General features: G+C 71.6%; 22 protein-coding genes and 1 tRNA gene. 15 read left to right on the top strand and 8 right to left on the bottom strand.

Features of this window, described 5'->3' with window-relative positions; all coding sequences use genetic code 11:
* Window positions 1-21 precede the first annotated feature (21 nt).
* The 7 genes from ACIQWG_RS16185 (at window position 22) to ACIQWG_RS16155 (ending at window position 5732) form a co-directional block, all read left to right on the top strand.
* Window positions 22-771 (top strand): PIG-L deacetylase family protein, encoded by a 750-nt coding sequence (locus ACIQWG_RS16185; RefSeq protein WP_404095506.1) that lies wholly within the window; start codon window positions 22-24, stop codon window positions 769-771.
* Window positions 768-1472: a 4-carboxy-4-hydroxy-2-oxoadipate aldolase/oxaloacetate decarboxylase gene (locus tag ACIQWG_RS16180; RefSeq protein WP_404095503.1), complete on the top strand. Its 705-nt coding sequence runs from the start codon at window positions 768-770 to the stop codon at window positions 1470-1472. The genes ACIQWG_RS16185 and ACIQWG_RS16180 overlap by 4 nt, the downstream gene beginning before the upstream one ends.
* On the top strand, window positions 1469-2572 hold the full coding sequence (locus ACIQWG_RS16175) for a 4-oxalomesaconate tautomerase (RefSeq protein ID WP_404095501.1): 1104 nt from the start codon (window positions 1469-1471) through the stop codon (window positions 2570-2572). Before ACIQWG_RS16180 ends, ACIQWG_RS16175 begins: the two co-directional genes overlap by 4 nt.
* Complete coding sequence (locus ACIQWG_RS16170) at window positions 2569-3519, top strand: VOC family protein (protein ID WP_404095498.1); 951 nt, start codon at window positions 2569-2571, stop codon at window positions 3517-3519. The genes ACIQWG_RS16175 and ACIQWG_RS16170 overlap by 4 nt, the downstream gene beginning before the upstream one ends.
* A 127-nt stretch (window positions 3520-3646) precedes the next feature.
* A complete protein-coding gene (locus tag ACIQWG_RS16165; RefSeq protein WP_404095495.1) occupies window positions 3647-4975 on the top strand; it encodes an MFS transporter in 1329 nt (442 codons plus the stop codon).
* A gap of 222 nt (window positions 4976-5197) precedes the next feature.
* Entirely contained in the window at window positions 5198-5497 is a 300-nt protein-coding gene (locus ACIQWG_RS16160) for a hypothetical protein (protein ID WP_404095493.1), read from the top strand.
* Between the two features lie 158 nt (window positions 5498-5655).
* A tRNA-Pro gene (locus tag ACIQWG_RS16155) sits at window positions 5656-5732 on the top strand.
* Between the two features lie 74 nt (window positions 5733-5806).
* Here the strand turns inward: ACIQWG_RS16155 and ACIQWG_RS16150 are convergent.
* On the bottom strand, window positions 5807-6265 hold the full coding sequence (locus tag ACIQWG_RS16150) for an ATP-binding protein (protein WP_404095490.1): 459 nt from the start codon (window positions 6263-6265) through the stop codon (window positions 5807-5809).
* A gap of 143 nt (window positions 6266-6408) precedes the next feature.
* Here ACIQWG_RS16150 and ACIQWG_RS16145 point away from each other — a divergent pair, with 143 nt between their 5' ends.
* On the top strand, window positions 6409-7176 hold the full coding sequence (locus tag ACIQWG_RS16145) for an IclR family transcriptional regulator (RefSeq protein WP_404095488.1): 768 nt from the start codon (window positions 6409-6411) through the stop codon (window positions 7174-7176).
* 43 nt (window positions 7177-7219) lie between these two features.
* Window positions 7220-8734 carry a glycerol kinase GlpK gene (gene glpK, locus ACIQWG_RS16140; protein WP_404095485.1) on the top strand — a complete coding sequence of 505 codons (1515 nt, stop codon included), beginning with the start codon at window positions 7220-7222 and terminating at the stop codon, window positions 8732-8734.
* A 25-nt stretch (window positions 8735-8759) separates the two neighbouring features.
* On the opposite strand, the gene ACIQWG_RS16135 is transcribed toward glpK, so the two are convergent.
* The 4 genes from ACIQWG_RS16135 to ACIQWG_RS16120 all read right to left on the bottom strand — a co-directional run bounded on the left by ACIQWG_RS16135 (window position 8760) and on the right by ACIQWG_RS16120 (window position 11803).
* Window positions 8760-9647 carry an ABC transporter permease gene (locus ACIQWG_RS16135; RefSeq protein ID WP_404095483.1) on the bottom strand — a complete coding sequence of 296 codons (888 nt, stop codon included), beginning with the start codon at window positions 9645-9647 and terminating at the stop codon, window positions 8760-8762.
* A complete protein-coding gene (locus ACIQWG_RS16130) occupies window positions 9634-10431 on the bottom strand; it encodes an ABC transporter ATP-binding protein (RefSeq protein ID WP_404095482.1) in 798 nt (265 codons plus the stop codon). The genes ACIQWG_RS16135 and ACIQWG_RS16130 overlap by 14 nt, the downstream gene beginning before the upstream one ends.
* A gap of 50 nt (window positions 10432-10481) precedes the next feature.
* On the bottom strand, window positions 10482-11588 hold the full coding sequence (locus tag ACIQWG_RS16125; RefSeq protein WP_404095479.1) for an aliphatic sulfonate ABC transporter substrate-binding protein: 1107 nt from the start codon (window positions 11586-11588) through the stop codon (window positions 10482-10484).
* Between the two features lie 122 nt (window positions 11589-11710).
* The gene (locus ACIQWG_RS16120; protein ID WP_404095476.1) at window positions 11711-11803 is read right to left on the bottom strand and encodes a putative leader peptide; all 93 of its coding nucleotides are present in this window, start codon (window positions 11801-11803) and stop codon (window positions 11711-11713) included.
* Between the two features lie 249 nt (window positions 11804-12052).
* On the opposite strand from ACIQWG_RS16120, the gene ACIQWG_RS16115 reads away from it, so the two are divergent.
* Window positions 12053-13453 (top strand): acyl-CoA dehydrogenase family protein, encoded by a 1401-nt coding sequence (locus ACIQWG_RS16115; protein ID WP_404095474.1) that lies wholly within the window; start codon window positions 12053-12055, stop codon window positions 13451-13453.
* A 50-nt stretch (window positions 13454-13503) separates the two neighbouring features.
* Window positions 13504-13962 (top strand): RrF2 family transcriptional regulator, encoded by a 459-nt coding sequence (locus ACIQWG_RS16110; protein WP_404095472.1) that lies wholly within the window; start codon window positions 13504-13506, stop codon window positions 13960-13962.
* 27 nt (window positions 13963-13989) lie between these two features.
* Here the strand turns inward: ACIQWG_RS16110 and ACIQWG_RS16105 are convergent, their stop codons facing one another.
* The gene (locus ACIQWG_RS16105) at window positions 13990-14730 is read right to left on the bottom strand and encodes a class I SAM-dependent DNA methyltransferase (RefSeq protein ID WP_404095470.1); all 741 of its coding nucleotides are present in this window, start codon (window positions 14728-14730) and stop codon (window positions 13990-13992) included.
* 171 nt (window positions 14731-14901) lie between these two features.
* Window positions 14902-15987, bottom strand: coding sequence for a M12 family metallopeptidase (locus ACIQWG_RS16100; RefSeq protein WP_404095468.1), 1086 nt, complete (start codon window positions 15985-15987; stop codon window positions 14902-14904).
* Window positions 15988-16081: 94 nt separating this feature from the next.
* Here ACIQWG_RS16100 and ACIQWG_RS16095 point away from each other — a divergent pair, with 94 nt between their 5' ends.
* Window positions 16082-17905, top strand: coding sequence for a LuxR C-terminal-related transcriptional regulator (locus ACIQWG_RS16095; RefSeq protein ID WP_404095466.1), 1824 nt, complete (start codon window positions 16082-16084; stop codon window positions 17903-17905).
* A 26-nt stretch (window positions 17906-17931) separates the two neighbouring features.
* On the opposite strand, the gene ACIQWG_RS16090 is transcribed toward ACIQWG_RS16095, so the two are convergent.
* A complete protein-coding gene (locus tag ACIQWG_RS16090; RefSeq protein WP_404095886.1) occupies window positions 17932-20499 on the bottom strand; it encodes a CHAT domain-containing protein in 2568 nt (855 codons plus the stop codon).
* Window positions 20500-20647: 148 nt separating this feature from the next.
* On the opposite strand from ACIQWG_RS16090, the gene ACIQWG_RS16085 reads away from it, so the two are divergent.
* From ACIQWG_RS16085 to ACIQWG_RS16075, 3 genes are read left to right on the top strand one after another with little or no spacing between them, the layout of a single operon-like run.
* A complete protein-coding gene (locus tag ACIQWG_RS16085; RefSeq protein ID WP_404095464.1) occupies window positions 20648-22078 on the top strand; it encodes a S8/S53 family peptidase in 1431 nt (476 codons plus the stop codon).
* 59 nt (window positions 22079-22137) lie between these two features.
* Complete coding sequence (locus ACIQWG_RS16080) at window positions 22138-22713, top strand: RNA polymerase sigma factor (protein ID WP_404095462.1); 576 nt, start codon at window positions 22138-22140, stop codon at window positions 22711-22713.
* Window positions 22714-22721: 8 nt separating this feature from the next.
* A complete protein-coding gene (locus tag ACIQWG_RS16075) occupies window positions 22722-23198 on the top strand; it encodes a hypothetical protein (RefSeq protein ID WP_404095885.1) in 477 nt (158 codons plus the stop codon).
* Window positions 23199-23206 lie beyond the last annotated feature (8 nt).

Here is a 23206-nt window from a genome sequence, read left to right as displayed (position 1 = left end):
TGTCACCAAGGAGATCAGAGAATGACTCAGGCCAACGCGCCCGCCGGCCCACGTTCCACACTCGTCATCACCGCGCACGCCGGGGACTTCGTGTGGCGTGCGGGCGGTGCCATAGCCCTGGCCGCCGCGCGCGGCGAGAAGGTCACCATCGCCTGTCTGACCTTCGGCGAGCGCGGCGAGTCCGCCAAGGCGTGGCGCGAGGGGCGGAACCTGGACGAGATCAAGGCGATCCGGCGCGACGAGGCCGAGCGCGCCGCCGCGACCCTCGGCGCCGAGGTCCGCTTCTTCGACGCGGGCGACTACCCGTTGCTCGCCACGCCGGAGCTGACGGACCGACTGGTCGACGTCTACCGGGAGACCCAGCCCGACGTCGTGCTCACTCATCCCACCGAGGATCCCTACAACGGCGACCACCCGGCCGCCAACCGGATGGCCGTCGAGGCCCGCATCCTCGCGCAGGCAATCGGCTACCCCGGTGACGGCGACATCATCGGCGCCCCGCCGGTCTTCTACTTCGAGCCGCACCAGCCCGAGATGAGCGGCTTCCGGCCCGAGGTCCTCCTCGACATCACCGAGGTCTGGGACACCAAGCGCAAAGCCATGGAGTGCCTCGGCGCCCAGCAGCACCTGTGGGACTACTACACCGACCTCGCCGTCCGCCGCGGTGTCCAGCTCAAGCGCAACGCCGGACCCAACCTGGGCCTCGCCCACAAGACCATGGCCGAGGCGTACATGCGCCCCTACCCGCAGATCGCGAAGGAGCTGGCATGAGCGGCGTGATCGTCACCGACCCGCCCAAGGCGGAGCTGAAGGACGTCGACGCGCTGGCCGGCTTCGGCGTGGCGACGGTGAGCGAGGCGATGGGCCGAACCGGCCTGCTGGGCCCGGGAATCCGTCCCGTCCAGCAGGGCGTACGGGTGGCCGGCACGGCGGTCACCGTACTGAGCTGGCCCGGCGACAACCTCATGATCCACGCGGCCGTCGAGCAGTGCGGCGAGGGGGACCTGCTGGTCGTCACCACCACCTCGCCCTGCACGGACGGCCTGTTCGGAGAGCTGTTCGCGACCGCCCTCCAGCAGCGCGGCGTACGCGGTGTCGTGATCAACACGGGCATCCGCGACACCCAGGAGCTGCGGGACATGGGCTTCGCCGCCTGGTCCCGGGCGGTGTCCTCGCAGGGCACGGTCAAGGCCACCGGCGGTTCGGTCAATGTGCCGATCGCCATCGACGGCCAGGTGATCCGCCCCGGCGACGTGATCCTGGCCGACGACGACGGAGTCGTGGTCGTCCCTCGTGAGCGCGCCCGCGAGACGGTCGAGCGCTCCGAGGCCCGCGAGGCCAAGGAGGCCGCCACCCGCGCCGCGTTCCTCGACGGCCAACTCGGCCTGGACCGCTACGGGTTGCGGGAGAAGCTGAGGGATCTCGGCGTGGTGTACCGCACGTACGAGGAGCACGAAGGAGTACGGCCGTGAGCGAGGAGGTGCCCTGCCTGCTGATGCGCGGCGGCACCTCCAAGGGTGCCTACTTCCTGGCCAGGGACCTCCCCGACGACCCCACGGCCCGCGATGATCTGCTGCTGCGCGTCATGGGCAGTCCGGACGAGCGCCAGATCGACGGCCTGGGCGGCGGGCACCCCCTCACCAGCAAGGTGGCCGTGGTGTCCCCGTCGGCCGATCCACGGGCGGACGTCGACTACCTCTTCCTCCAAGTCGCCGTCGACCGAGCGGAAGTGAGCAGCCGTCAGAACTGCGGCAACATCCTCGCCGGGATCGGCCCGTTCGCCGTGGAGCGCGGGCTGGTGCCGGCGGGGGAGGCGGAGACCTCCGTACGGATCCGGATGGTCAACTCCGGCGACCTCGCCACCGCGACCTTCCCCACCCCGGCCGGCCGGGTGGCGTACACGGGGGACGCCGAGATCTCCGGTGTGCCGGGCACGGCTGCCCCCGTGGTGATCGAGTTCCCGCCGGGCGCCGGGAAGTTGCTGCCCACCGGCAACGTCGTCGACACGATCGACGGCATCCCCGTGACCTGCGTGGACAACGGCATGCCGACCGTGCTCGTGCGGGCCACCGAGCTCAAGGTCACCGGCTACGAGTCACCCGAGGACCTGGAGGAGGACCCCGGGCTGGCCGAACGGCTCCGGCAACTCCGACTGGCGGCAGGCGAGTTGATGGGCCTCGGCGATGTGTCGGACACGACCGTCCCCAAGGTCAGCCTCCTCGCCCCGCCTCGCCAGGGTGGCGCGATCACCACCCGCACCTTCATCCCGGTCCGCTGCCACACCTCGATCGGCGTGCTCGGCGCCGCGAGCGTCGCCGCCGGCCTCAGGACCGAGGGCAGCGTCGGGGCGGACATCGTACGGCTCCCGGCAGCGGGCGACCGTATCCGCATCGAGCACCCCACGGGCTTCCTGGACATCGAGAGCAGCCTCGGCACCGACAGCGCCGGCCTGCCCACCGCACGCCGAACGGCCGTCGTCCGCACCGCCCGCAAGATCTTCGACGGCACCGTCTTCCCCAGGTCCGCCGAGACGGCCCCACCGACCGCACCCACCCCCGGAGGTCCCCGATGACCCCGCCGCTCGGCGACATCGCCCACATCGGCCACGCCCAGCTGTTCACCCCGGACCTGGACGCCAGCGTCGCGTTCTTCACCGACTATCTGGGACTCACCGTCAACGGGACGCAGGGCGACACCGTCTATCTGCGGACCTTCGACGACTACGAGCACCACAGCCTGGTCCTCACCGCGCGGGACCGCCCCGGCCTCGGCCGCCTCGCCCTGCGCACCTCCAGCGAGGAGGCCCTGCACCGCCGTATCGAGGCCATCGAGGCGGCCGGCGGCACCGGCACCTGGGTCGAGGACGAACCCGGCATCGGTCGGCTGTACGTCACCACCGACCCGGACGGGCACGAACACGCCCTGTACTGGGAGAGCGAGCACTACCGGGCCCCCGACGCGCTGCGGCCGGCACTGAAGAACCAGCCACAGGCCAAGCCCAACCGCGGGGTCGGCGTACGGCGACTGGACCACGTCAACTTCCTCGCCGCCGACGTGCTCGCCAACGCCGAGTTCCAGGAACAGCTGCTCGGCGCCCGGGCCACCGAGCAGATCCAGCTCGACTCCGGGAAGATCGGGGCGCGTTGGCTGACCTTCACGAACAAGTCGTACGACGTCGTCTACACCTCGGACTGGACCGGATCCACCGGCCGGCTGCACCACATCGCCTTCGCGGCCGACACCCGTGAGGACATCCTGCGCGCCGCCGATCTCGCCATCGACACCGGCGTGTTCATCGAGACGGGCCCGCACAAGCACGCCATCCAGCAGACGTTCTTCCTGTACGTCTACGAGCCCGGCGGCAACCGCATCGAGCTGTGCAACCCGCTCACGCGACTGGTACTGGCTCCCGACTGGCCGCTGATCACCTGGACCGAGGCCGAGCGGGCCAAGGGCCAGGCCTGGGGCCTGAAGACGATCGAGTCCTTCCACACCCACGGGACCCCGCCGATCGACTGAGACGGCCTGCGCACCAGGAGCTTCTGTCCGCACCTTGGATTGTCGCTGAGATTGTTGACAAAAGTGTTGACTCTCCAGGGTCCGCTCCTTAGCGTCTGGCGCACAAACGCACGAGAGGAAAACAAGGATGTCCTCCTCCCCCTCCCCGACCGCTCGCGTCGGCAGACTGGCCGTGACAGCCGTCGCCCTGTGCTGGCTGGCCGTGCTCTTCGACGGCCTGGACATGTTCATCTACGGCTCGGTGCTGCCCCACATGCTCGCCGAGAAGGCCCTCGGCCTCACCCCCGACCAGGCGGGTGACCTGGGCAGTTACGCCACCTTCGGCATGCTGGTGGGCGCGCTGACGGCCGGCACGGTCGCCGACCGGATCGGCCGCAGGAAGCTGATGGTGGCCTGCGTCGCGCTGTTCTCGCTGGCCTCCGGGCTGTGCGCGATGGCGGGCAGCGTCGAGGTGTTCGGGCTCGGCCGGACCCTCGCCGGGATCGGCCTCGGCGGTCTGCTGCCGACCGCGATCAGCATGGTCTCCGACTACGCCCCGCGCGGCCGCGCCGCCCTCACCATCGGCATGCTGATGACGGCCCACCATGCGGGCGGCATCCTCTCCGCGTACGTCGCCCTGTGGGTGGTCGAGCCGCTCGGCTGGCGGGCCGCCTTCTGGTTCTGTGTGCTGCCGCTGCTCTTCGTGCCGGTGCTGGCCCGCTTCCTGCCCGAGTCGCTGAGCTTCCTCGTCGCCAAGGGTCGCGCCGAGGAGGCGCGCGAACTGGCCGGCCGCTACGAGGTCGAGCTGCCCGCCGCCCCGGCCGGCCGACAGGCCGCCACCGACCGCTGGAACGCCCTGGTCAACCTGTTCCGGGGCGGCGAATGGGTCCAGACGCTGCTGTACTGGCTGGCCTCTTTCGGCGGTCTGCTCCTCGTCTACGGCGTCGCGACCTGGCTGCCCACCCTGATGCGCAGCGAGGGCTACAACCTCGGCTCGGCGCTGACCTTCGTGGTCCTGTTCAACCTCGGCGGCATCGTCGGCATGCTGGTCGCCGGACGCGCCTCCGACCGGTTCGGCGCCCCCAGGATCTCGGCGATCTGGTTCGCGCTGACCGCCGCCGGAGTGTTCCTGCTCAGCGTCCACATGCCGCTCGCGCTCACCTTCACGGTGGTCTTCCTGACCGGTGTGTTCCTCAACAGCGCGCAGACCATGATCTACGCGACCGTCTCGATCCGCTCGCGCCCCGAGAACCGCGCCACCGCCGTCGGCTGGACCTCAGGGATGGGGCGCTTCGGGGCCGTGTTCGGACCGTGGCTCGGCGGCCAGTTGCTGGCCGCGAACAAGGGCGACTGGGGCTTCACCGCCTTCGCGCTCGCGGGCCTGTCCTCCATGGTCTTCATCGGCATCGCCGCGCTGCGCGGCTCGACCGGGACGGCTCGGACCGGCGGGGAGAAGGAGCTGATCGGCGCGCACTGATAGGCGGGCGTCGAACGAGGGGGCGAGGACATGTGCCGTCCGTCGCAGCTCACTGCGGCGGGCGGCGCCATTCATATCTAATGGCCCGTCATATGTACTGATCGTCCGAACTGGGATATTCGACGCTCTCGCGTATTGTTGCGTCATATGCCCGCTGTGACGCGTGGCGGCTTTCGGTGCGCCGGGGGCAAGTGAGTTGACTGGTGAAGGGGGACGGGGGACGTGGTGGCTCTTCTCGCGGTGGTGGCCGTAGTGGGGTACATGGCCAAGGCAGGCCTGCCGTGGTGGGTGGTCGCGGCCGTGGCGCTTCTGACGGCGGGATTCGCCGCGGGGGTGTCCGGGGGTCCGGCCCGCGGTGCCCGCGGCACCCCGGCTCCCGCCCCGGCGGACCGGCCCACGCCGCCCCGCTTCGACGACAGCTCGACGGCCTCGCCGGTCCCGGTGAACGCGGCGGCCGCCGCTTCGGACGGCTGGGGTGCGGAGACGTCGACCGACGAGGCTAAGGCGCGCGCCCTCAGGTGAGGCGCCGCCCCGGCTCGCGCGCAGGTGCCCTGCCCTCCATGGGCCAGGCCATCATGGAGGGCGGCAATGATGGGTCAGGGTTTCGGACCGGTCTGCGTGAGACGCGCATGAGGTAGGGTTGACCCGCATGATCACGCGCTCCGCCGCGTGGGACGCACCGGGACGTGGCGCAGCTTGGTAGCGCACTTGACTGGGGGTCAAGGGGTCGCAGGTTCAAATCCTGTCGTCCCGACCAGCTCTTTTGCAGGTCGGAGGCCGTTCTCTCGAACACGGGAGGGCGGCCTTCCGTGTTTCCGGCCGCCCGCGTGATCACCCGACGGCGTCGGTCCGCGCGCAGTCCTGCGTGACCCGCAGCTCCGCCCACCGGCTCGTCCCGCCGGCGCCCACCCGCACCCCGCACCGGGTCGCGAGCGCCGTCACGATGTCGAGGCCGCGGCCGTGCTCGTCGGGGTCGACGGCACAGGGTGACGGCTGTGCCGGGATCGCGGGGCCCATGTCGTTCACGTCGACGCGTACGGCTTCGTACCCGCCCTCCCGGCAGCGTGACAGGCGCAGCGTCGCAGGGGGCAGCGCGTGGACGATCGCGTTGGTGAGCAGCTCCGAGACGACCAGCATCACGTCGTCCCGTACCTCGTCGGCCAGGTTCCAGCCGGCGAGCACCGGGCGTATGCGTCGACGTATGCTCGACACGGCGTCGGGGGAGTGCGGCAGCGAAAAGACGTGTTCCACTTCCCCGCGCGGCGCGGCGTGGAGCTGCGCTGTGGTCATGTGTCCTCCTTCTCGGGGAAGCCCTGCCGGCTGCCGACCGGACTTGAGAACGCTAAAGGCCGACATCTGAGCAGTCAACGAACATCGGTCGGCATTACCGAACGAGAGCCCCGAATCGGAAAAAGCGGGACTACCATCGCTTCATGGCCGGCCCAGTCCAGTCGATAGAGCGGGCGGCGGCGATCCTGCGCCTGCTCGCCAGTGGCTCACGTCGGCTGGGGCTCGGTGAGGTGGCGTCCTCGCTGGGACTCGCCAAGGGCACCGCCCACGGACTCCTGCGCACCCTGCAACACGTCGACTTCGTGGAGCAGGACCCGGCGACGGGGAAATACCAGCTCGGGGCGGCCCTGCTGCACCTCGGCACCAGCTACCTCGATGTCAACGAACTGCGCTCGCGCTCCATCAACTGGGCCGACGCCCTGGCCGCCCGCAGCGGCGAGGCCGTGCGCCTGGGGACGCCCCTGGAGGGCCAGGTGCTCGTCATCCACCATGTCTTCCGGCCCGACGACACCCTCCAGACCCTGGACGTCGGCGCGCTGCTCCCGCTGCACGCCTCCTCCCTCGGCAAAGTGCTGCTGGCCTACGGGGCCACACCCGCCGACCCCGTGCTGGAGGGCGAACCGGAGGCGTACACCCGGCACACCCTGGTCCACCCGGAGGAGCTCAACCGCGCCTTCGCCGAGATACGGGAGCTGGGCTGGGGCGCCGAAGTGCAGGAGATGAGCATGGGCGCGGCCGGGATCGCCGCCCCGATCCGAGGACAGGGCGGACTCGTGGTGGGCGCGGTCGGAGTGTCCGGCGCCGTCGAACGGATCTGCGACACCAGAGGCCGGCCGCTGCCGGCGCTGATCACCGTGCTACGGGAGGCGGCACGCGCGATCTCCAGAGACCTGGGCGCGGCCCGCTGGTAGGTCACCGGCACCTCCGCGACTCATCGGGAAGGCGAGGCCGATCATGGTTGACCGGTATGTGATGTCCATCGACCAGGGCACCACGTCCACCCGCTGCATCCTGTTCGACCACGGCGGGCGGCTGGCCGCTGTCGCCCAGCGCGAGCACCAGCAGTTCTTCCCCCGCCCCGGCTGGGTCGAGCACGACGCCACGGAGATCTGGCGCAACCTTCAGCGCGTGGTCCCCGAGGCGCTCTCCAACGCCGGTATCGAAGCCGCACAGATCTCCGCCATCGGGATCGCCAACCAGCGCGAGACCGCCGTGCTCTGGGACCCCCGCACCGGCGAACCCATCGGCCACGCGATCGTCTGGCAGGACACCCGCACCGCGCCCCTCATCGACGAACTGCGGGAGGACCCGGGGGAGGAGTTCTTCCTCGAACACTGCGGGCTCCCGCCCTCGACGTACTTCTCCGCGCCCCGCATCCGCTGGCTGTTCGACAACGTCGAAGGGCTGGAGCAGCGCGCCCGCGACGGAGAGGTGCTGTTCGGCACCATCGAGAGCTGGCTCATCTGGAACCTCACCGGCGGCCCCGACGGCGGTCTGCACATCACCGACGCCACCAACGCCAGCCGCACCATGCTCATGGACATCCGCACGCTGACCTGGGACGAAGCGCTCATGGACTTCTTCGGGGTGCCCCGTGCGATGCTGCCGGAGATCCGTCCCTCCGCCGAGCGCTACGGCGAGGCCCGCGCCCTGCTCCCCGGCGTGCCCATCACGGCCGCCCTCGGCGACCAGCAGGCGGCGCTGTTCGGCCAGACCTGCTTCTCGCCGGGCGAGGCGAAGTGCACCTACGGCACCGGCAGCTTCCTGGTGATGAACACCGGCACGGACCTCGTACGATCCCAGCACGGCCTGCTCACCACGGTCGCGTACAAGATCGCGGACCAGCCCACGGTCTACGCCCTGGAAGGCCCCATCGCCGTCACCGGCTCGCTCGTGCAGTGGTTCCGGGACCGGCTGGGACTGATCCACAGCGCCCCCGAGATCGAGACACTGGCACGCACCGTCGAGGACAACGGCGGCTGCTACATCGTCCCCGCCTTCTCCGGCCTGTTCGCACCGCACTGGCGCAGCGACGCGCGCGGCGTCATCGTCGGCCTCACGTCGTACATCACCAAGGGCCATCTGGCCCGCGCCGTCCTGGAGGCCACCGGCTGGCAGACCCGCGAGGTCGTCGACGCCATGAACGCCGACTCCGCGCTCGCCATGAAGCAGCTCAAGGTGGACGGGGGCATGACGTCCGACCATCTGCTCATGCAGATCCTGGCCGACGTGCTCGACGTCCCCGTCGTGCGCCCGCTCGTCCACGAGACGGTGTCGCTGGGCGCGGCCTACGCGGCCGGGCTCGCGGCCGGCTACTGGCCCGACCTCCAGGTCCTGCGCCGCAACTGGCACATGGCCGCCCAGTGGCTGCCGGACATGGATCCCGAACGGCGGGAGTGGGAGTACGACTCCTGGAAGCGAGCCGTCGAACGGTCCCTGGGCTGGATCCGGCCGCCGAGCCGCCCCTGACCGCCTCCCGGCCCCCACCGGTCGTTCAGCGGCCGGCCAGCAGCCCGCGCCCGCGCAGCACCCGCCGCTCCAGCGGGCTGAAGATCAGCAGGTCGATGGCGATGCCGACGAGCAGGATCAGGAAGATCGCCAGGAACACCTGGGACATGCTGCTGTTGTTGCGCCCGTTCTCCAGCAGCTGGCCCAGGCCGACCCCGAGATCGGGCGAGGAGGCGATGATCTCGGCGGCCATCAGCGACCGCCAGGAGAACGCCCAGCCCTGCTTCAACCCCGCCAGGTAGCCCGGCAGCGCCGCCGGCATCACCACATGCCGCGCCTCGCGCAGTCCGGTCGCGCCCAGGGTGCGCCCGGCGCGCAGGAACAGCGGCGGGATCTGGTCGATACCGGCCACGAGACCGTTGGCGATGGAGGGGACCGCGCCGAGCAGGATCACGGCGTACATCATCGAGTTGTTCAGACCCAGCCAGAGCACGGCGGGCGGCACCCAGGCGACCGACGGCAGCGACTGGAGACCGGACAGGATCGGCCCGATCGCCGCGCGCACGAACCTCACCCGCGCCACCAGCAGACCCAGCGGCGTGCCGATCACCAACGCCAGCAGGAAGCCGAGCAGGCCGCGCGAGACGGACGTCCAGATGTAGTCGAGCAGCGTGCCCTGGAGCCACGCCTCGCGGACCTCGCCCCACACGTCGGCGGGCGAGGGCAGCTTGTACACGGGGACGACCTCGGCCCACACGAGCAGCTGCCAGACCACCAGCACCAGCGCGACGGCCGTGACGGGTGGCAGCACCTTGCGGACGAGGGTCTCGCGCAACGACGTACGGCCGACCTGTACGGAGTCCAGCGCGTCGAGCCCGGCCTCCAGTCCGGCGAGGTCGTTGCGGTCGTTGGCGGTCGTGTCAGTGCCGGCCATGGCGGCGGATCTCCCCACGCAGTTCTTCGGTGATCTCAGCGGACAGTTCGGCGACCGCGGCGTCCTCGATACGGCGCGGCTGCGGAATGCCCACTTCCCATTCCCGGGCGATACGCCCCGGTCGCGAGGACAGCAGGACGACGCGCTCGGCCAGCCGTACCGCCTCGCGGACGTTGTGCGTCACGAACAGGACCGACACACCCGTCTCCCGCCAGATGCGGGTCAGTTCGTCGTGCAGGACGTCCCGGGTGATCGCGTCCAGCGCGGCGAACGGCTCGTCCATCAGCAGCAGCCGGCTGTCCTGGGCGAGCGCGCGGGCCAGGGCGACGCGCTGGCGCATGCCGCCGGAGAGTTCGTGGACGCGCTTGCCGTACGCGCCCTTCAGACGGACCAGTTCGAGCAGTTCCTCGGCGCGCTCGCGCCGCTCGGCCTTCGCGATCCCGCGCAGCTTCAGGGCGAGTTCGATGTTCTTGCCGGCCGTCAGCCACGGGAACAGCGCGTGCTCCTGGAACATCAGGGCGGGTCGGCCGTCCGTGCCGATCGAGCCGGCGGACGGCAGGTCCAGCCCCGCGACCAGGTTGAGCAGGGTGGACTTGCCGCATCCGGACGCTCCGAGGAGGGTGACGAACTCACCGGGTGCGACATCGAGCGTGATGTCGTCGAGGACGAGTTGCTGACCGGCGGGGCCGGCGAAGGACTTCGAGACATGCTCGATGCGGGCTGCGTACGGCGCCGTCGTGGTGTCCTGGGCGGCCTTGGCGGACTTGGCGAGGGCTGTCGCCATGGTCGTCACCTCCTGGATCTCGTCGAAGGGTGCTTGGTGGGCGGTGGGGCCTACTTGACGCCGAGTCCGGCGTCGTCGACCTCGGGTTCGCCCTCGGCCTTCAGGACCTTGTTGAGCGGCGCGAGGTCGTAGATGCCCTTCAGGTCGGGCTGCTCCAGCAGGCCGGCCTTGACCGCGTGCTCCGCCTCGGTGTCGAGGGTGGCGGCCAGCGGGTCGTCCAGGAATGTGATCGACTTCCAGGCGGGGTCGATGACATCGGCGGGCAGGGCCTTGCCGGAGAGCTCCTCCAGGGCCTTGTTCGCGGAGGCCTTGGCCTTGTCCGGGTCGGCGTTGATCCACTCGTTCGTCTTCACCGAACCGCGCAGCACGGCCTCGACGACGTCCGGGTGCTCCTTCAGGAAGCTCTGCGACACGATGATGTTCGTGATCACGAACTTCTTGTCCGGCCACAGGTCGGCCTCGTCGAGTAGCACCTCGGCGCCCTCGGCGACCAGCTTGGAGGCTGTCGGCTCCGGCACCCACGCGCCGTCGATCGAACCGGACTTGTAGGCGTCCGGGGTGACCTTGTTGTCGGTGCGGACGACCGACACATCGCCCTTGCCGCTCTCCGCGTCGACCTTCCAGCCCTGCTCGGAGATCCAGTTGAGCAGCGCCACGTCCTGGGTGTTGCCGAGCTGGGGGGTGGCGATCTTCTTGCCCTTGACGTCCTTGACGGACTTGATCTTCTTGGGGTCGACCACGAGCTTCACGCCACCGGACGCCGAACCGCTGATGATGCGCAGGTTCTTGCCGGCCGCCTTGGTGTAGCCGTTGATCGAGGGGGAGGGGCCGATCCAGCCGATGTCGATGGAGCCCGAGTTGAGCGCCTCGATCTCCGAAGGACCGGCGTTGAAGGTCGACGCCTTGATCCTGGTGCCGCCGAGCTCCTTCTGGAACAGGCCCTCCTGAACGCCCACCAGCGCGGTGGCATGCGTGAGGTTGGGGAAGTAACCGATCTTCACCTCGTCTACGGAGAGCTTCTTCGCGTCCGCCGCGACCTGGGTCTGCTTGTCGTCGTCGGTGGACTGGGCGCCGTAGCCGCAGGCGGTCAGCAGCAGCGGGAGCGCCGCGGTGGCGGCGAGGATGCGCAGGGCGGAGAGCGGTCTTGCGGCAGACACGGAGGTGTCCCTTCAGGGGTGGGTGATCAGGGAGGGAGGGGGAGAGGCAGAGAGGTGCGGCGGGGGAGGTACGGCGAGGGAGACGGGCAGCCCGTTCGGCGCGCACCGGCGCGCGGGAGGTCTCAGCCGAATCGACAGATGGCGCTGGACGTGCGGCCGAGGTCGATGTGGTGGCGCCGGGTCAGGAGGGGCAGCGTCAGGCTTGAGCCGTTCATCGCTCGCATGGCCCACCCCCCGGTTTCGCGGATCCCTAGTTTTCCTACCTGGTTGATGGGGATCGTGACAGAAGGTGGCGCTCACCCCAAGAGGCTGTTCACATGCTGGACTCGGCGATCTCGATTGCTGGTACGAGGGGGAGGTTCGCGGGTGGGGGTCCAGGCGGGTTCCCGCTTGTTCCCTAGAAATCCGATCGAATTACTAGGGAACTGTTGACCCTCGTCCGAGGAGCGGGTCAGGATGACGCCATGACGATCGCCCCACCGGCTCCGACCTCCCTGTTCGGCGACCCCGGGCGGGGCGACGACGCGCCGTCGGCGGACGGACCGGTCGACTGGCCGCACATCGCGGCCGAGTTGGCGGACGACCTCGCCACGGACGCCGTCGAGCGCGAGCAGGCCGGCCAAACCCCGTACGACGAGGTCACGCGACTGCGGGAGTCGGGTCTGCTGACGCTGCTGGTCCCGGCTCGACGCGGCGGCGGGGGTGCCGGCTGGCGGACGGCCTACACGGTCGTACGGACCGTCGCCGCCGCGGACGGCTCCGTCGGCCAACTCCTCGGCAGCCACTACTTCCTGTCCTACTGCGCCCGGTTCTTCGGCGGGCCCGACCGTGCCGCGCGCATCGAGCGGGCGTCCGCGGCGGGGGAGTGGTGCTGGGGCGGCGGTATCGCCTCCCACGAACCGCCGCTCATGCTCACACCGACGGCGAACGGCTATCTGCTGGACGGCCATCAGCGCTGTGGTTCCGGAGTGGGGGTCGCCGACCGGTTGCTGGTCCGTGCCGCCGTGCCCGGTGCCGGGGAGCCGCTCGCCGTACTCGTCGACCCCGCCCATCCGGGGCTGGTCAGCAGCCCCGGCGGGGACACCTTCGGCCGACGGTTGACCGGCGCGGGGAGTGTGGCCTGCGACTCCGTGCCCGTGGGGCATGACGACGTGCTCGGCTCCCTCTCCTCCGACGTGGGGGCCCTGACGCCCCTCGCCGGCCTCGCCGTGCCGACCGCACGGCTGGTGTCCGCCCAGTTCTGTCTCGGCATCGCGGAGGGGCTGCTCGGTGAAGTCCGTGAGCAGGGCCGGGCGGTGCCTGATGGGTGGGACGTCTATGCGCGTGACCAGTACGCCCAGGACACGTACGCCCAGGACGACACGTACACGCAGGACTCATATGCGCAGGACCCATATGCGCGCGACCCACATGTGCGGGACCCCTACGTGCGAGACCCCTACGTGCGAGACCCCTATGTGCGGGACGCCTATGTGCGGGACTCATATGCGCGTGATCCATATGTGCTCACCGCCTATGGCGAACTCACCGTCGCCGCACGCGCCGCGTCCGCTCTCGCCGACCAGGCGGTGGATGCCCTGACCGGCGGCCTCGCGCGGGGCGAGGACCTCGACGACGAGGAATGCGCGGAGATCACCGTGCTCGCGAGCGCCGCCGAGGCCGCCGCCGCGCGGGCCGCCCAGGAGATCACGACCCGGGCGCTGGATGCCGTCGGCGCGTCCGCCGCGCACACCCGGCACGGCCTGGACCGCTTCTGGCGTGACACCCGCGCGCACACCCTGCGCGAACCTGTCGCCCATCGGCTGCGCGAGGTCGGGGACTACTTCCTCAACGGCGCTCATCCTCCGTTCAGCCTTCCCGCCTGATCCGGGGTCGGCCGGTGAGGACCGGTACGGCCGTGAGGGATAATCTCGGCATGCGGATCTCGGCCAGAGCGGACTATGCGGTGCGGGCGGCGTTGGAGCTGGCCGCGGCGGGGGACGACACCTCGCTCAAGGCCGAGGCCATCGCCGAGGCTCAGGGCATCCCGCACAAGTTCCTGGAGGGCATCCTCGGCGACCTGCGCCGGGGTGGCCTCGTGACCAGCCAGCGGGGCGGCAAGGGCGGCTACCGGCTCGCCCGTCCGGCGGACTCGATCGCCATCGCCGAGGTCATCCGGCTGGCGGACGGCCCGCTCGTCTCGGTGCGTGGCGTACGGCCGCCCGACCTGTCCTACATCGGCCCCGCGGAATCCCTGCTGCCGCTGTGGATCGCCGTGCGGGCCAACGTCCGCAAGATCCTCGGCGAGGTCACGCTGGCCGACGTGGCGGCGGCGAAGCTGCCCGACGACGTGCTGAGTCTCGCGGACGACCCCGAGGCCTGGACGAATCCCTGACGGACGGGCTGCCCGGGTCTCAAGGGTTCAGTCGGCCGGCTTCTCCCACACCGACACATGCTTGCCGCTCTCGCCGGTGAACGGTTCGCGTGTCCAGCTCTCCCACCGGTCGCGCAGCCGCAGACCGGCGAGCCGGGCCATCAGATCCAGTTCGGCCGGCCAGACGTACCGGAACGGGATCGACCAGTGCTCGGCGCGGCCGTCGACGATGGTGACGTAGTTCGAGCTCATCGCCTGGGTGGCGACGTCGTAGGTGTCGAACGCCCACTGGGTGTCGCTGATGCGGAACGGTACGGCCGTCTGCCCGGGAGGCAGCCGGCGCAGCTCGGGCACGCCCACCTCGACGACGAAGCAGCCGCCGGGCCTCAGATGGGCGGCGGCGTTGGCGAAGCAGTCGACCTGGGCGTCCTGGGTGGTGAGATTGCCGATGGTGTTGAAGACGAGGTAGGCGAGCGCGAACTCGCCGGCCACCCGCGTGGTCGCGAAGTCCCCGATCGTCACGTCCACGGCGTCACCGCCGGGCTTGGCGCGCAGCCGGTCCACCATGGCGCGGGACATGTCGATGCCGTGCACCGGAACGCCCCGGTCGGCCAGCGGCAGCGCGATACGGCCGGTGCCGACGCCGAGTTCGAGTGCCGGACCGTCGCCGGCCAGGTCGGCCAGCAGGTCCACCGCCGGTTCCACCACATCAGGGCGGAACATGTCGGCGGCCGACGCGTCGTAGTCGGCCGCGATGTTCTCTCCGAAGTAGCCGTCCTCATCGATCACACCGCGACCGTAGCGCCGGGCGCGGCGTCGGAGCACGCGCTTTTCCCAGTGCCGGGTGTCGACACAGGCGTGGCCGGAGACGTCGCCCTCCCCCGAAGGCGGCGTCCCCGGCCACTTCCCCCGGCGCCGGACCATGGACCGCGTTGTCCGTGCGCTTCAGCGGGTGTGCCGTCACCAGCACATGACCGCTGTGTCCCCCGATCCCCAGTTGGCATAGAGGCGCACTCGTACGAAGTAGCGGCGGCCCTTCACCAGGCGGGCCTTGATCGTGGCGTTGTGCGCGGTGCCGCCGTCGTCCTGGGCGGTGAGGTAGCGGGGTTCGCCGTCGCGTTCCTCGAAGATCACCACCAGGGTGTCGCTGTCGCCGAACGTGCCCACCGTGTACTCGCGAGTCTCCGGCGGCTCGATGACGAAGTCGGCCTGCTCGGCCGGTCCGAGGCGCAGCGGTGCGGAGCGGAACGGCACCAGTTCGCGCGGCCCCGAAGGCTCGGTCGGCGGGTACCAGCGGCGGACGAACTTGCGGTCGGCCTCGGACAGTACGCCCGGCGGGTTCAGGCCCGCGCGGAACTGCTCCGGCTCCAGGATCAGCCCGGCCGAGAAGGGATACTCCATGATCGAGTGCGGGTCCCAGGCGGAACCGTTGACTTCGTTCGGGTCGAGCTTGCGCAGGATGTTGAAGAACGTCCGGTCCCGGCTCCAGAAGTTGGGCGGACCCGCCAGATCGGCGTACACGGCTTCGTCGTCCCAGTGGATCCCCGCGAACGGGCTCTGGTGCTCGTGCAGCATGCCGAGCGCGTGCCCGATCTCGTGCAGTGCCGTGCCGCGTTCCCCCGGCACGGTCAGGTCCCAGCCGAAGTTCATGGTGCGCTCGTTGAGGCCGACCCGCAGCGCGTCCTTGCCGACGGTCGACCAGGAGCCGTCGCCGAGCTGGAACCCGATGCGCAGCTCGGCCTCCGACCGGTCACGCACCTCCTTGAACGACAGCCCGATGCCGAGGTCCTGCCACTCCTGGAAGCACTCGCGCACCACGTCCTGCTGTTCCTTGCCGCCGACCCAGGAGACGCGTCGGGTCTCGCCGGTCTCCGGGTCGTGGACCGAGGATTTGTCCGTGTCCCGGTCGAAGAAGCAGTAGTGCAGCACGGTGCCGCTGACCCACATGCGGTGCCCGCTCACGAGCGCGTCGAGCCGCTCGGCGGCCAGCCCCGGTGTGAAGGCGGGTGCCGACTGCTGCGCGAGGGAGCAGTAGCGAGCGGTCATGCGAACAGACTGCCGTCGGGCCGCCCCGGGCGCCTGAGTCGAGGGCTACTCAAGTACCCGTGTATCAGACGTGAGTCACCGCGCTCTCCATGACGTGACGACACTCGAACGCGAAGCGAAGACCCTGGAGCTGCCCTGGCCGTTCACCGGCCGGGAGGACGAACTGGAGCTAATCCGCGGCGCCCTGACCGCGACCCGGCACGGCATCGTGGTCACCGGCCCGGCCGGCTGCGGCAAGACCCGGCTCGTCACCGAGGCCGTCCGCGGTACCGACTGTGCCCGCGTGGCCGGTACTCCCGAGACCCGCCGTATCCGCTTCGCCGCGTTCGCGCACCTCGTCCCCGAGACGGCCTCCCTGCACGGCGCCTTCCAGCACCTGTCCGGGGTACGGCTGCTCCTGGTCGACGACGCCCATCTGCTCGACGACGCCTCGGCCGCCCTCGTCCACCAGTTGGCCGTGCACGGCCGCACCCGTCTCCTGGTCGTCACCACCGACGGAGCCCCGGCCACCGGCGCGATCTCCCGACTGTGGACCGGTGAACTCCTGCCCCGGCTCAGCCTGCGACCGCTGCCCCAGGAGGAGACCGCCCGACTGCTGACGGGCGAAGCCGCCGGTGTCGGTCTCGAACCGCTCACCGTCAACCGGCTGCACCGCCTGTGCCAGGGCGACTTGCGGCTGCTGCGCGATGTGGTGGACGCGGTGCGCGAACGAGGGCTGCTCAGCCGCTTCCCGGACACGGACGACTGGGCGTGGCGCGGCCCGCTGCCGGTCACCGCGACCGTGCGCGAGCGCACCGCCCACGTCCTGGACCACGGCCGCCCCGAGGAGCGCGACATCCTCGAACGCCTCGCTTTCGCCGAACCGTTGCCCCTGCACCTGGAGCGGGACCGACTCGACCTGCTCACTCTGGAGCGGCTGGAGGCCGACGCCCTCGTCCACGTCGACGACCAGGGCTCCGTCCGACTCGCCCACCCCCTGCACGGCCCGGTGCTACGGGCCGCGGCGGGCCGGCTGCGGGCGCGGCGGCTCTCCCGCACGCCCGAGCAGTACCGTCCCGCCCTGGACGCCGAACAGGCCGCGCTGAGCCGCCGTATCGAGCACGCGGACGTGCGGGCGATGCCGGCGCCGGTGGGGGAGTGGCTGGTGGCCGAGGGCGCGCCGCTGCCGGCCGGATACGCGGCCGTACGCGCCCGGTACACACGGCTGCGCGGCGAGCTGCGAGAGGCGGCGGCATGGGCGCGCGAGGGGCTGCGGGACGGTGGTGACGATCCGTCCTGCCGAGTCGAACTCGCCCTCGCGGCGGCGCAGTCGGGCGATCCGACCGCCGCGCACGAGATCTCGGGTGGCCGCTCCCACGGGGGTGGGGCGGTCACCCGGCCGGCAGCGGCCCGCGGCGACGCCGGCGGGGCGGTCGAGGCGATCGGCGGCGACGCGTACGACGCCGTCCGCGTCGGCGCCCCCGAGCGTGCCGCGGGCCGCCTCACCGGTGTGTTCGCCGAGCACGCCGACGCCCTCGCCCGCGCGGACGGCCCCGCGCTCGACCAGGTGGCCGAACAGCTCAAGGAACGCGGCTTCCTCCTCTTCGCGGCCGAGGCGCACGCCCAGGCCGTGCGCGCCCACCGCGACCCGCGCGCCGCCCGCACCTCACGCACGCGTGCCGTCGCCCTGGCCCGCCGCTGCCAGGGCGCCCGCACCCCGGCCCTGTCCGGTCTCGTCCTGGGCGAACTGACCACCCGGCAGCGGCAGATCGTCACCCTCGCGGCCACGGGGCTGAGCAACCGCCAGATCGCCGAGAAGCTCACCCTGTCCGTCCGCACGGTCGGCAACCACCTCTACAGCGCCTACGCCCGCCTCGGCGCGAGCGACCGGGGCTCGCTGCCCTGGCTGGCGGAACTGCCGGACGCGCGGTCGGCGTGAGGGAGTCGACAGCCCTCACGCGCGCGTCACGCGGCTCCGAACGCCGAGAACGCCCACCCCGTGGCCCGGTGCAGCGCGTCCCCCGGCAGTGCCGCGCGCGCGTCGCGCAGGGCTTCCGCCAGGGACAGACCCTCACCGAGGCCCTTGTGCAGGGCGAGCATCAGCGGCACCACGGCGGCGTCGTTGACGGGGGCCGTGCAGGCCACCACACCCGCCGTGCCCAGCGGCAGCAACGCGGTGACCAGGCCGAGCAGTTCGTCGGCGCCGACGGAGGCGAAGCGGGCCGTGTCGCAGCAGGAGAGGATGATCCGGTACGGGCTGCGGTCCAGGCGCTCGAAGTCGTGCACGATCAGCGGCCCGTCGGCCATCCGCAGCGACGAGAAGAGCGGACTGTCCGCGCGGAACGTGCCATGGGCGGCGATATGCGCCAGCGCGGCCCCGTCGAGCTCCTCCAGCACACGCGGCACGCGCGCGTCGGTGTGCTCCAGGACGACGGCACCGCCGTACCGGCCGGCCAGGTGGGGCACCTCCGCGCCGCCGGTGGCGAGCCCGGGCCCGCGCACCAGCACCGGGCGGCCGCCCGGTGGCGGCTCGGTCTCCCGTGCGCGCAGCCATCCGCTCGCCGACGGCGACACGCTGAGCACCCGCTCCCGCAGCGACGGCAGCAGCGCCCACGGCACCCGGTGCAGCCGCGCGGGCGGCACGACGACGACGGGGCCGTCGCCGAGATGCGCCGCCGCCGGACCCAGCAACAGCTCCTCCAGCCGCCGCCCGGCGGCCTCCACCACCGGCAGCCGCCCCTCGGCGCCCGGATGCGCCAGCCGCCGCAGCCCGGCCTGCACATGCTCCGCCTCGGTCTCCGCCTCGGCCAGCAGCCCGGCCTCGTACCGGCGCACCCGCCCCTGCCCGCACAGCAGCACCTGCACCCGCCCGTCCAGCACGGCGAGTTCGACCAGCCGTACCTCGTCGCCCAGCCGTTCCAGCAGCCGTCCGGGGTCGAAGCGGTCGCCGTCGCCGGGTGTGTCGCCGCGCAGGTGCAGCGTGCGGGACCGGATCTCCCGCTCCAGGCGCCGCTGTTCACGCTCCAGCGCCGGAACCGGCCGGGCCTCCATGCGGGCGGCCTCCGCGCGCGCCGCGATCTCCCGGAACGCCGTCAGGTCGCTCAGCAGCTCCGGATCGGCCGGCGGCCGGGTCGGCGGCGTCGACAGCGCGGTGGCCCGCCAGCGCTCGCTCCACACCAGCAGCCGGCGCGGACTTCCGGAGTCCAGGCTGGCCTGCTGGGCCAGCGCGGCGAGTTCGGCGCCCTGCGCGGTGGCGCGCGCCCTGAGCTCGGAGGCGCCCAGCGTCATCCGGTGCGCGTCGAGCACGTCCAGGCCCCGCCGGCAGGCCTCCAGCACACCCCGCCCCGACCCGGCCGCGCGCGCCCGCAGCGCCTGCGCCGCCCAGCCCGTCATCCGGGCCAGCGGCGGCCCGCTGTGCCGGCCGCGGGCGGCGAGCGCCAGATGCCGTTCGGCGTCCGCCCGCCAGCCCAGACCGAGCGCGATACGGCCCGCGAGCAGCGAGGCCTCCGGCGCGGCCGGCGCGCCGAAGGAGGCCAGCCGCTCGGCGACCGCCGCCGTGTCGGCCACCAGCCGCCCCGAACTGCGTCCGGCGGCCACCCGAGCCTCGATCAGCACCAGCCGCGCGTGGGTCTCCCACCAGGTGCGGCGCTGCCCCGCGAACAGCCTTACGGCCATGTCGGCGCGGGCGATCGCGGTGTGCGCGTCACCCGCCAGCCGGGCGGCACGCGCGGCGGCCAGCAGCAGCTCGGCCTTACGGGTGGACTGTCCGCCGATGCCGTCCAGCACGGCGATCGCCGCGTCCGCCTCCGCCAGCGCTTCCGGGGCGAGCCCGGCCGCCATCAACACCTCGCAGCGGCGGATGTTGAGCATGAAGGTGGGCGTGCCCAGCTTGGCGTACCGTTCCTCGGCCGCGTCGAGCAGCCGAAGCGCCGCCGGGATGTCGCCCGACCGGAACGCCGCGAGCCCCCGGCTCTCCACCGCGTCGGCCTTGTCGTGCTCCTGGCCCGTGGTGTCCCACAACGCCTCCGCCGCCGTGAAGTCGGCGTCCGCCCGGTCCACCGCGCCGAGCGCCAGATGCACGGTCGCGCGCAGCGTCAGCGCCCTCGCCGTCCAGATGACGTCCTCGACCTGCCGCAGCACCGGGATCGCCCGCCGTACGTCCTCCAGCGCCTCCCGGTGGTGCCCCAGGACCCAGCGGGCGTAGGCCCGGCGGAACAGCACGCGCGCGCGGGTGTGTCCGCTGCCCCGCTCGACCCCGCGCTCCAGCGCGGCCATCCCCTGCTGAGTGCGCCCCGCGTGCACCAGTGCGACCCCGAGCGCGGCCAGCGCATCCGCCTCCCGGTCCGCCGACTCCGCGCGCGCCGCGAGATCCCGGGCACGCCGCAGGTGATGGAGGGCGATGCGTATGTCGCCCCAGTCCCGCTGCCAGATGCCGATCACCTGGTGGGCGACGGAGGCGTGCAACGGCGACGGGTCGGCGCCGAGCACCCCCTCCGCCCTCGCCAGTGCGTCGTTCGGGGCGGCGAACACCATCGGCAGCAGTTCGAGAACCGATTCGCTTCCCGCTGTCACTCCACGGATGGTAGTTGCCGCGGAACTGTGCCACACCGGTTTGGCGCTGTATCAATCAGCCACGGCACGGCTCTGACTGATGAACGCCGCCTCAGGGGGAGGACCCGCCATGGCACCACAGCGATTCCACGAGCAGTTCGAGCAGATCCAACGCTCCATGCCCGACGTCCCCCTCGCGATGGGACCCGACGACTCCGCCGAGTTCATCTACGAGAAGGGCTACGTCCTCGTCCGTGACGGCGAGGACGCCCGGCTCGTCGAGGACACCGTGCGCGCGCACTTCACCGCCGAGCCCGAGCTGGTGCAGGACCACGTGCGCCGCGCGAGCCCGGGGACCAACCGCTCCGGCATCACCCGGATCCAGGTCGGTGACCCCGGCGAGGGCGACCGCAGCGCCGACCGCCCCGTCGCGCACGCCCTGCGCGCCCTGCGGGAGACCGAGGGCCGGGCCGGGCGCCGGCTGGTCAGCCGCAACCACCTGGTGTCGATCGCGGTGAACTCCTGCCCCGGCGACGAGCCCGCGCCCGTCGCCCAGGCGGACGGACTCAACCCCGCCGTCGTCGAAGGCGGTTACGACGCGGCGAGCGCCGTCGGCGTCCTGGTCGTCGACACCGGCCTCATGCGCGACTACCGGTCCTCCGCACTGCTGGCCCACACCGACGGCGACGCGCAGCTCAAGGAGTGCGACGACGACGGAGTCCTCCAGCAGTACGTGGGCCACGGCACGTTCATCGCCGGGCTCGTCGCCGCCGTGGCGCCCAACACGAGCATCACCGTGCGCAACTCCCTCAACGACGCGGGCGCCATCCTGGAGTCCGAGTTCGGCGAGAAGCTCTTCGAGGCGGTCGACGCGGACGGCTGGCCGGATGTCCTCAGCCTCTCCGCCGGCACCTCCAACGGCCGCACCGACGGCCTGCTGGGCGTACAGGCCTTCATGCAGGAGCTGCGCGAACAGCGCACCCTGCTCGTCGCGGCGGCCGGCAACAACGGCAGCGCCACGCCCTTCTGGCCCGCCGCCTACGCCGATCTGCCCGAGTACCAGGACGTCGTGCTGTCGGTCGGCGCACTGCGCGGCGACGGCGAGTACGGCGCCTGCTTCAGCAATCACGGCCCCTGGGTGAAGGTGTACGCCCCCGGCGAGCGCCTCACCGGCGTCCTCACCGGCTTCGAGGCGCCGATGCCGTACGTCTACCAGCACTCCACGTACGACGCCTGCCGGTACGGCTTCGGCTACTCCTGCACCTGTGTGTCGCCGCGCCACACCGGCGTGTTGAGCGAGCAGGGCGGCACCGCCAAGCCCGACCAGGTCATGTTCGAGGGGCACGCGAACTGGAGCGGCACCTCGTTCGCCACCCCCCTCGTCGCCGGCATGATCGCCGCCCACATGACCGCACAGCAGGAGAGCGACCCGCGCGTCGCCCGGTACAAGATGCTCGCGGCGAACTCCGGTTACGCGGAGGTTCGGGGGGCGCACGTGGCCGCGCTTCGCCCCGCCACCTGGCGTCCTGTCCCGGTCACGGCGTCGGCTCCTCGGTCATGAGGGTCGGAACCATCCCCTCCGCGGCGTACGATGACTTGCCGTACACGAGGGGTGGGGCTGTGGACCGAGCAGATGTCGGTGCGCTGGTCCAGTCCGCCGTCGACGGCGACGCGGCGGCCTGGAAAGCGCTCGTGGAAGGGCTGAGCCCGCTGGTGTGGTCCGTCGTGCGTGCCCACCGGCTGGGGGACGCCGACGCCCACGAGGTGTATCAGACCGTGTGGTTCCGCTTCGCCCAGAACCTCGGGCGTATCCGGGAACCCGAGAAGGCCGGGTCGTGGCTCGCGAGCACCGCACGCCACGAGTGCCTGAAGGTGCTCAAGAGCCTGCGGCGACTGACCGTGACGAGCGATCCACAACTGCTCGACCGGGTCAGCGAGGACCGTACGCCCGAGCAGTCGGTCCTCGACTCGGAGGAGGCCGCGGCGGAGTCGGAGCGCATCCGCTGGATGTGGCAGGAGTTCGAGGAACTCGGCGAGCGCTGCCGCCAGTTGCTGCGCGTGCTGATGGCGTCGCCGCCGCCCAGCTACCAGGAGGTGTCCGCCGCACTGGGCATCGCCGTGGGCAGCATCGGACCGCTGCGCCAGCGCTGTCTGCGCCGGCTCCGTGCCCGACTCGACGCGCGGGGGGCGCAGTGAACGACGACATGTACGACGACACGACGGACGAAGAGCCCCCGGGCGACGACGGGTTCGACATCGGTCTGCTGGAGGAGGAACTCCGTCAGGCCGCCGCCATCCTGGACCCCGTGCCGGCCGAACTGCGCCGGCTCGCCGTCGAGGCGTTCGCGCTGCACGACCTCGACGCCCGGATCGCCGAGCTGACCTTCGACTCGGTCGAGGACGCCATTGCGGTCAGGGGAGCGGTGGACGTCCCCCGGATGCTCACGTTCCGCGCGGGCGAGGTGACCGTCGACGTGGAGCTGACGGCACAGGGCCTGATGGGGCAGGTGCTGCCGCCGCAGCAGGCGCGGATCGAGGTGCTCGGCGGCCCCCAGACGGCCATGCCGGTGGTCGCCGACGACATGGGCCGCTTCACCAGCGAAGCCCCGCCCTCCGGCCCGTTCGCCCTGCGGCTGCGGACCGGCGGGGAGGTCGTCGTCACGGAGTGGCTGCGGGCCTGATCCGCGGG

It is taken from the genome of Streptomyces sp. NPDC098781 (assembly GCF_044759995.1).
In the GTDB taxonomy this organism is placed as follows: domain Bacteria; phylum Actinomycetota; class Actinomycetes; order Streptomycetales; family Streptomycetaceae; genus Streptomyces.
This window is presented reverse-complemented; position numbering and strand designations above follow the sequence as displayed.

Coding starts and splice junctions, on each gene's coding strand:
- ACIQWG_RS16085 (WP_404095464.1), top strand. CDS start 20,648: ATGGCACCACAGCGATTCCACGAGCAGTTCGAGCAGATCCAACGCTCC.
- ACIQWG_RS16090 (WP_404095886.1), bottom strand. CDS start 20,499: ATGGTGTTCGCCGCCCCGAACGACGCACTGGCGAGGGCGGAGGGGGTG.
- ACIQWG_RS16135 (WP_404095483.1), bottom strand. CDS start 9,647: ATGGCCGGCACTGACACGACCGCCAACGACCGCAACGACCTCGCCGGA.
- ACIQWG_RS16100 (WP_404095468.1), bottom strand. CDS start 15,987: ATGACCGCTCGCTACTGCTCCCTCGCGCAGCAGTCGGCACCCGCCTTC.
- ACIQWG_RS16130 (WP_404095482.1), bottom strand. CDS start 10,431: ATGGCGACAGCCCTCGCCAAGTCCGCCAAGGCCGCCCAGGACACCACG.
- ACIQWG_RS16110 (WP_404095472.1), top strand. CDS start 13,504: ATGCGGATCTCGGCCAGAGCGGACTATGCGGTGCGGGCGGCGTTGGAG.
- ACIQWG_RS16165 (WP_404095495.1), top strand. CDS start 3,647: ATGTCCTCCTCCCCCTCCCCGACCGCTCGCGTCGGCAGACTGGCCGTG.
- ACIQWG_RS16115 (WP_404095474.1), top strand. CDS start 12,053: ATGACGATCGCCCCACCGGCTCCGACCTCCCTGTTCGGCGACCCCGGG.
- glpK (WP_404095485.1), top strand. CDS start 7,220: ATGGTTGACCGGTATGTGATGTCCATCGACCAGGGCACCACGTCCACC.
- ACIQWG_RS16150 (WP_404095490.1), bottom strand. CDS start 6,265: ATGACCACAGCGCAGCTCCACGCCGCGCCGCGCGGGGAAGTGGAACAC.
- ACIQWG_RS16075 (WP_404095885.1), top strand. CDS start 22,722: ATGTACGACGACACGACGGACGAAGAGCCCCCGGGCGACGACGGGTTC.
- ACIQWG_RS16145 (WP_404095488.1), top strand. CDS start 6,409: ATGGCCGGCCCAGTCCAGTCGATAGAGCGGGCGGCGGCGATCCTGCGC.
- ACIQWG_RS16180 (WP_404095503.1), top strand. CDS start 768: ATGAGCGGCGTGATCGTCACCGACCCGCCCAAGGCGGAGCTGAAGGAC.
- ACIQWG_RS16185 (WP_404095506.1), top strand. CDS start 22: ATGACTCAGGCCAACGCGCCCGCCGGCCCACGTTCCACACTCGTCATC.
- ACIQWG_RS16120 (WP_404095476.1), bottom strand. CDS start 11,803: ATGAACGGCTCAAGCCTGACGCTGCCCCTCCTGACCCGGCGCCACCAC.
- ACIQWG_RS16170 (WP_404095498.1), top strand. CDS start 2,569: ATGACCCCGCCGCTCGGCGACATCGCCCACATCGGCCACGCCCAGCTG.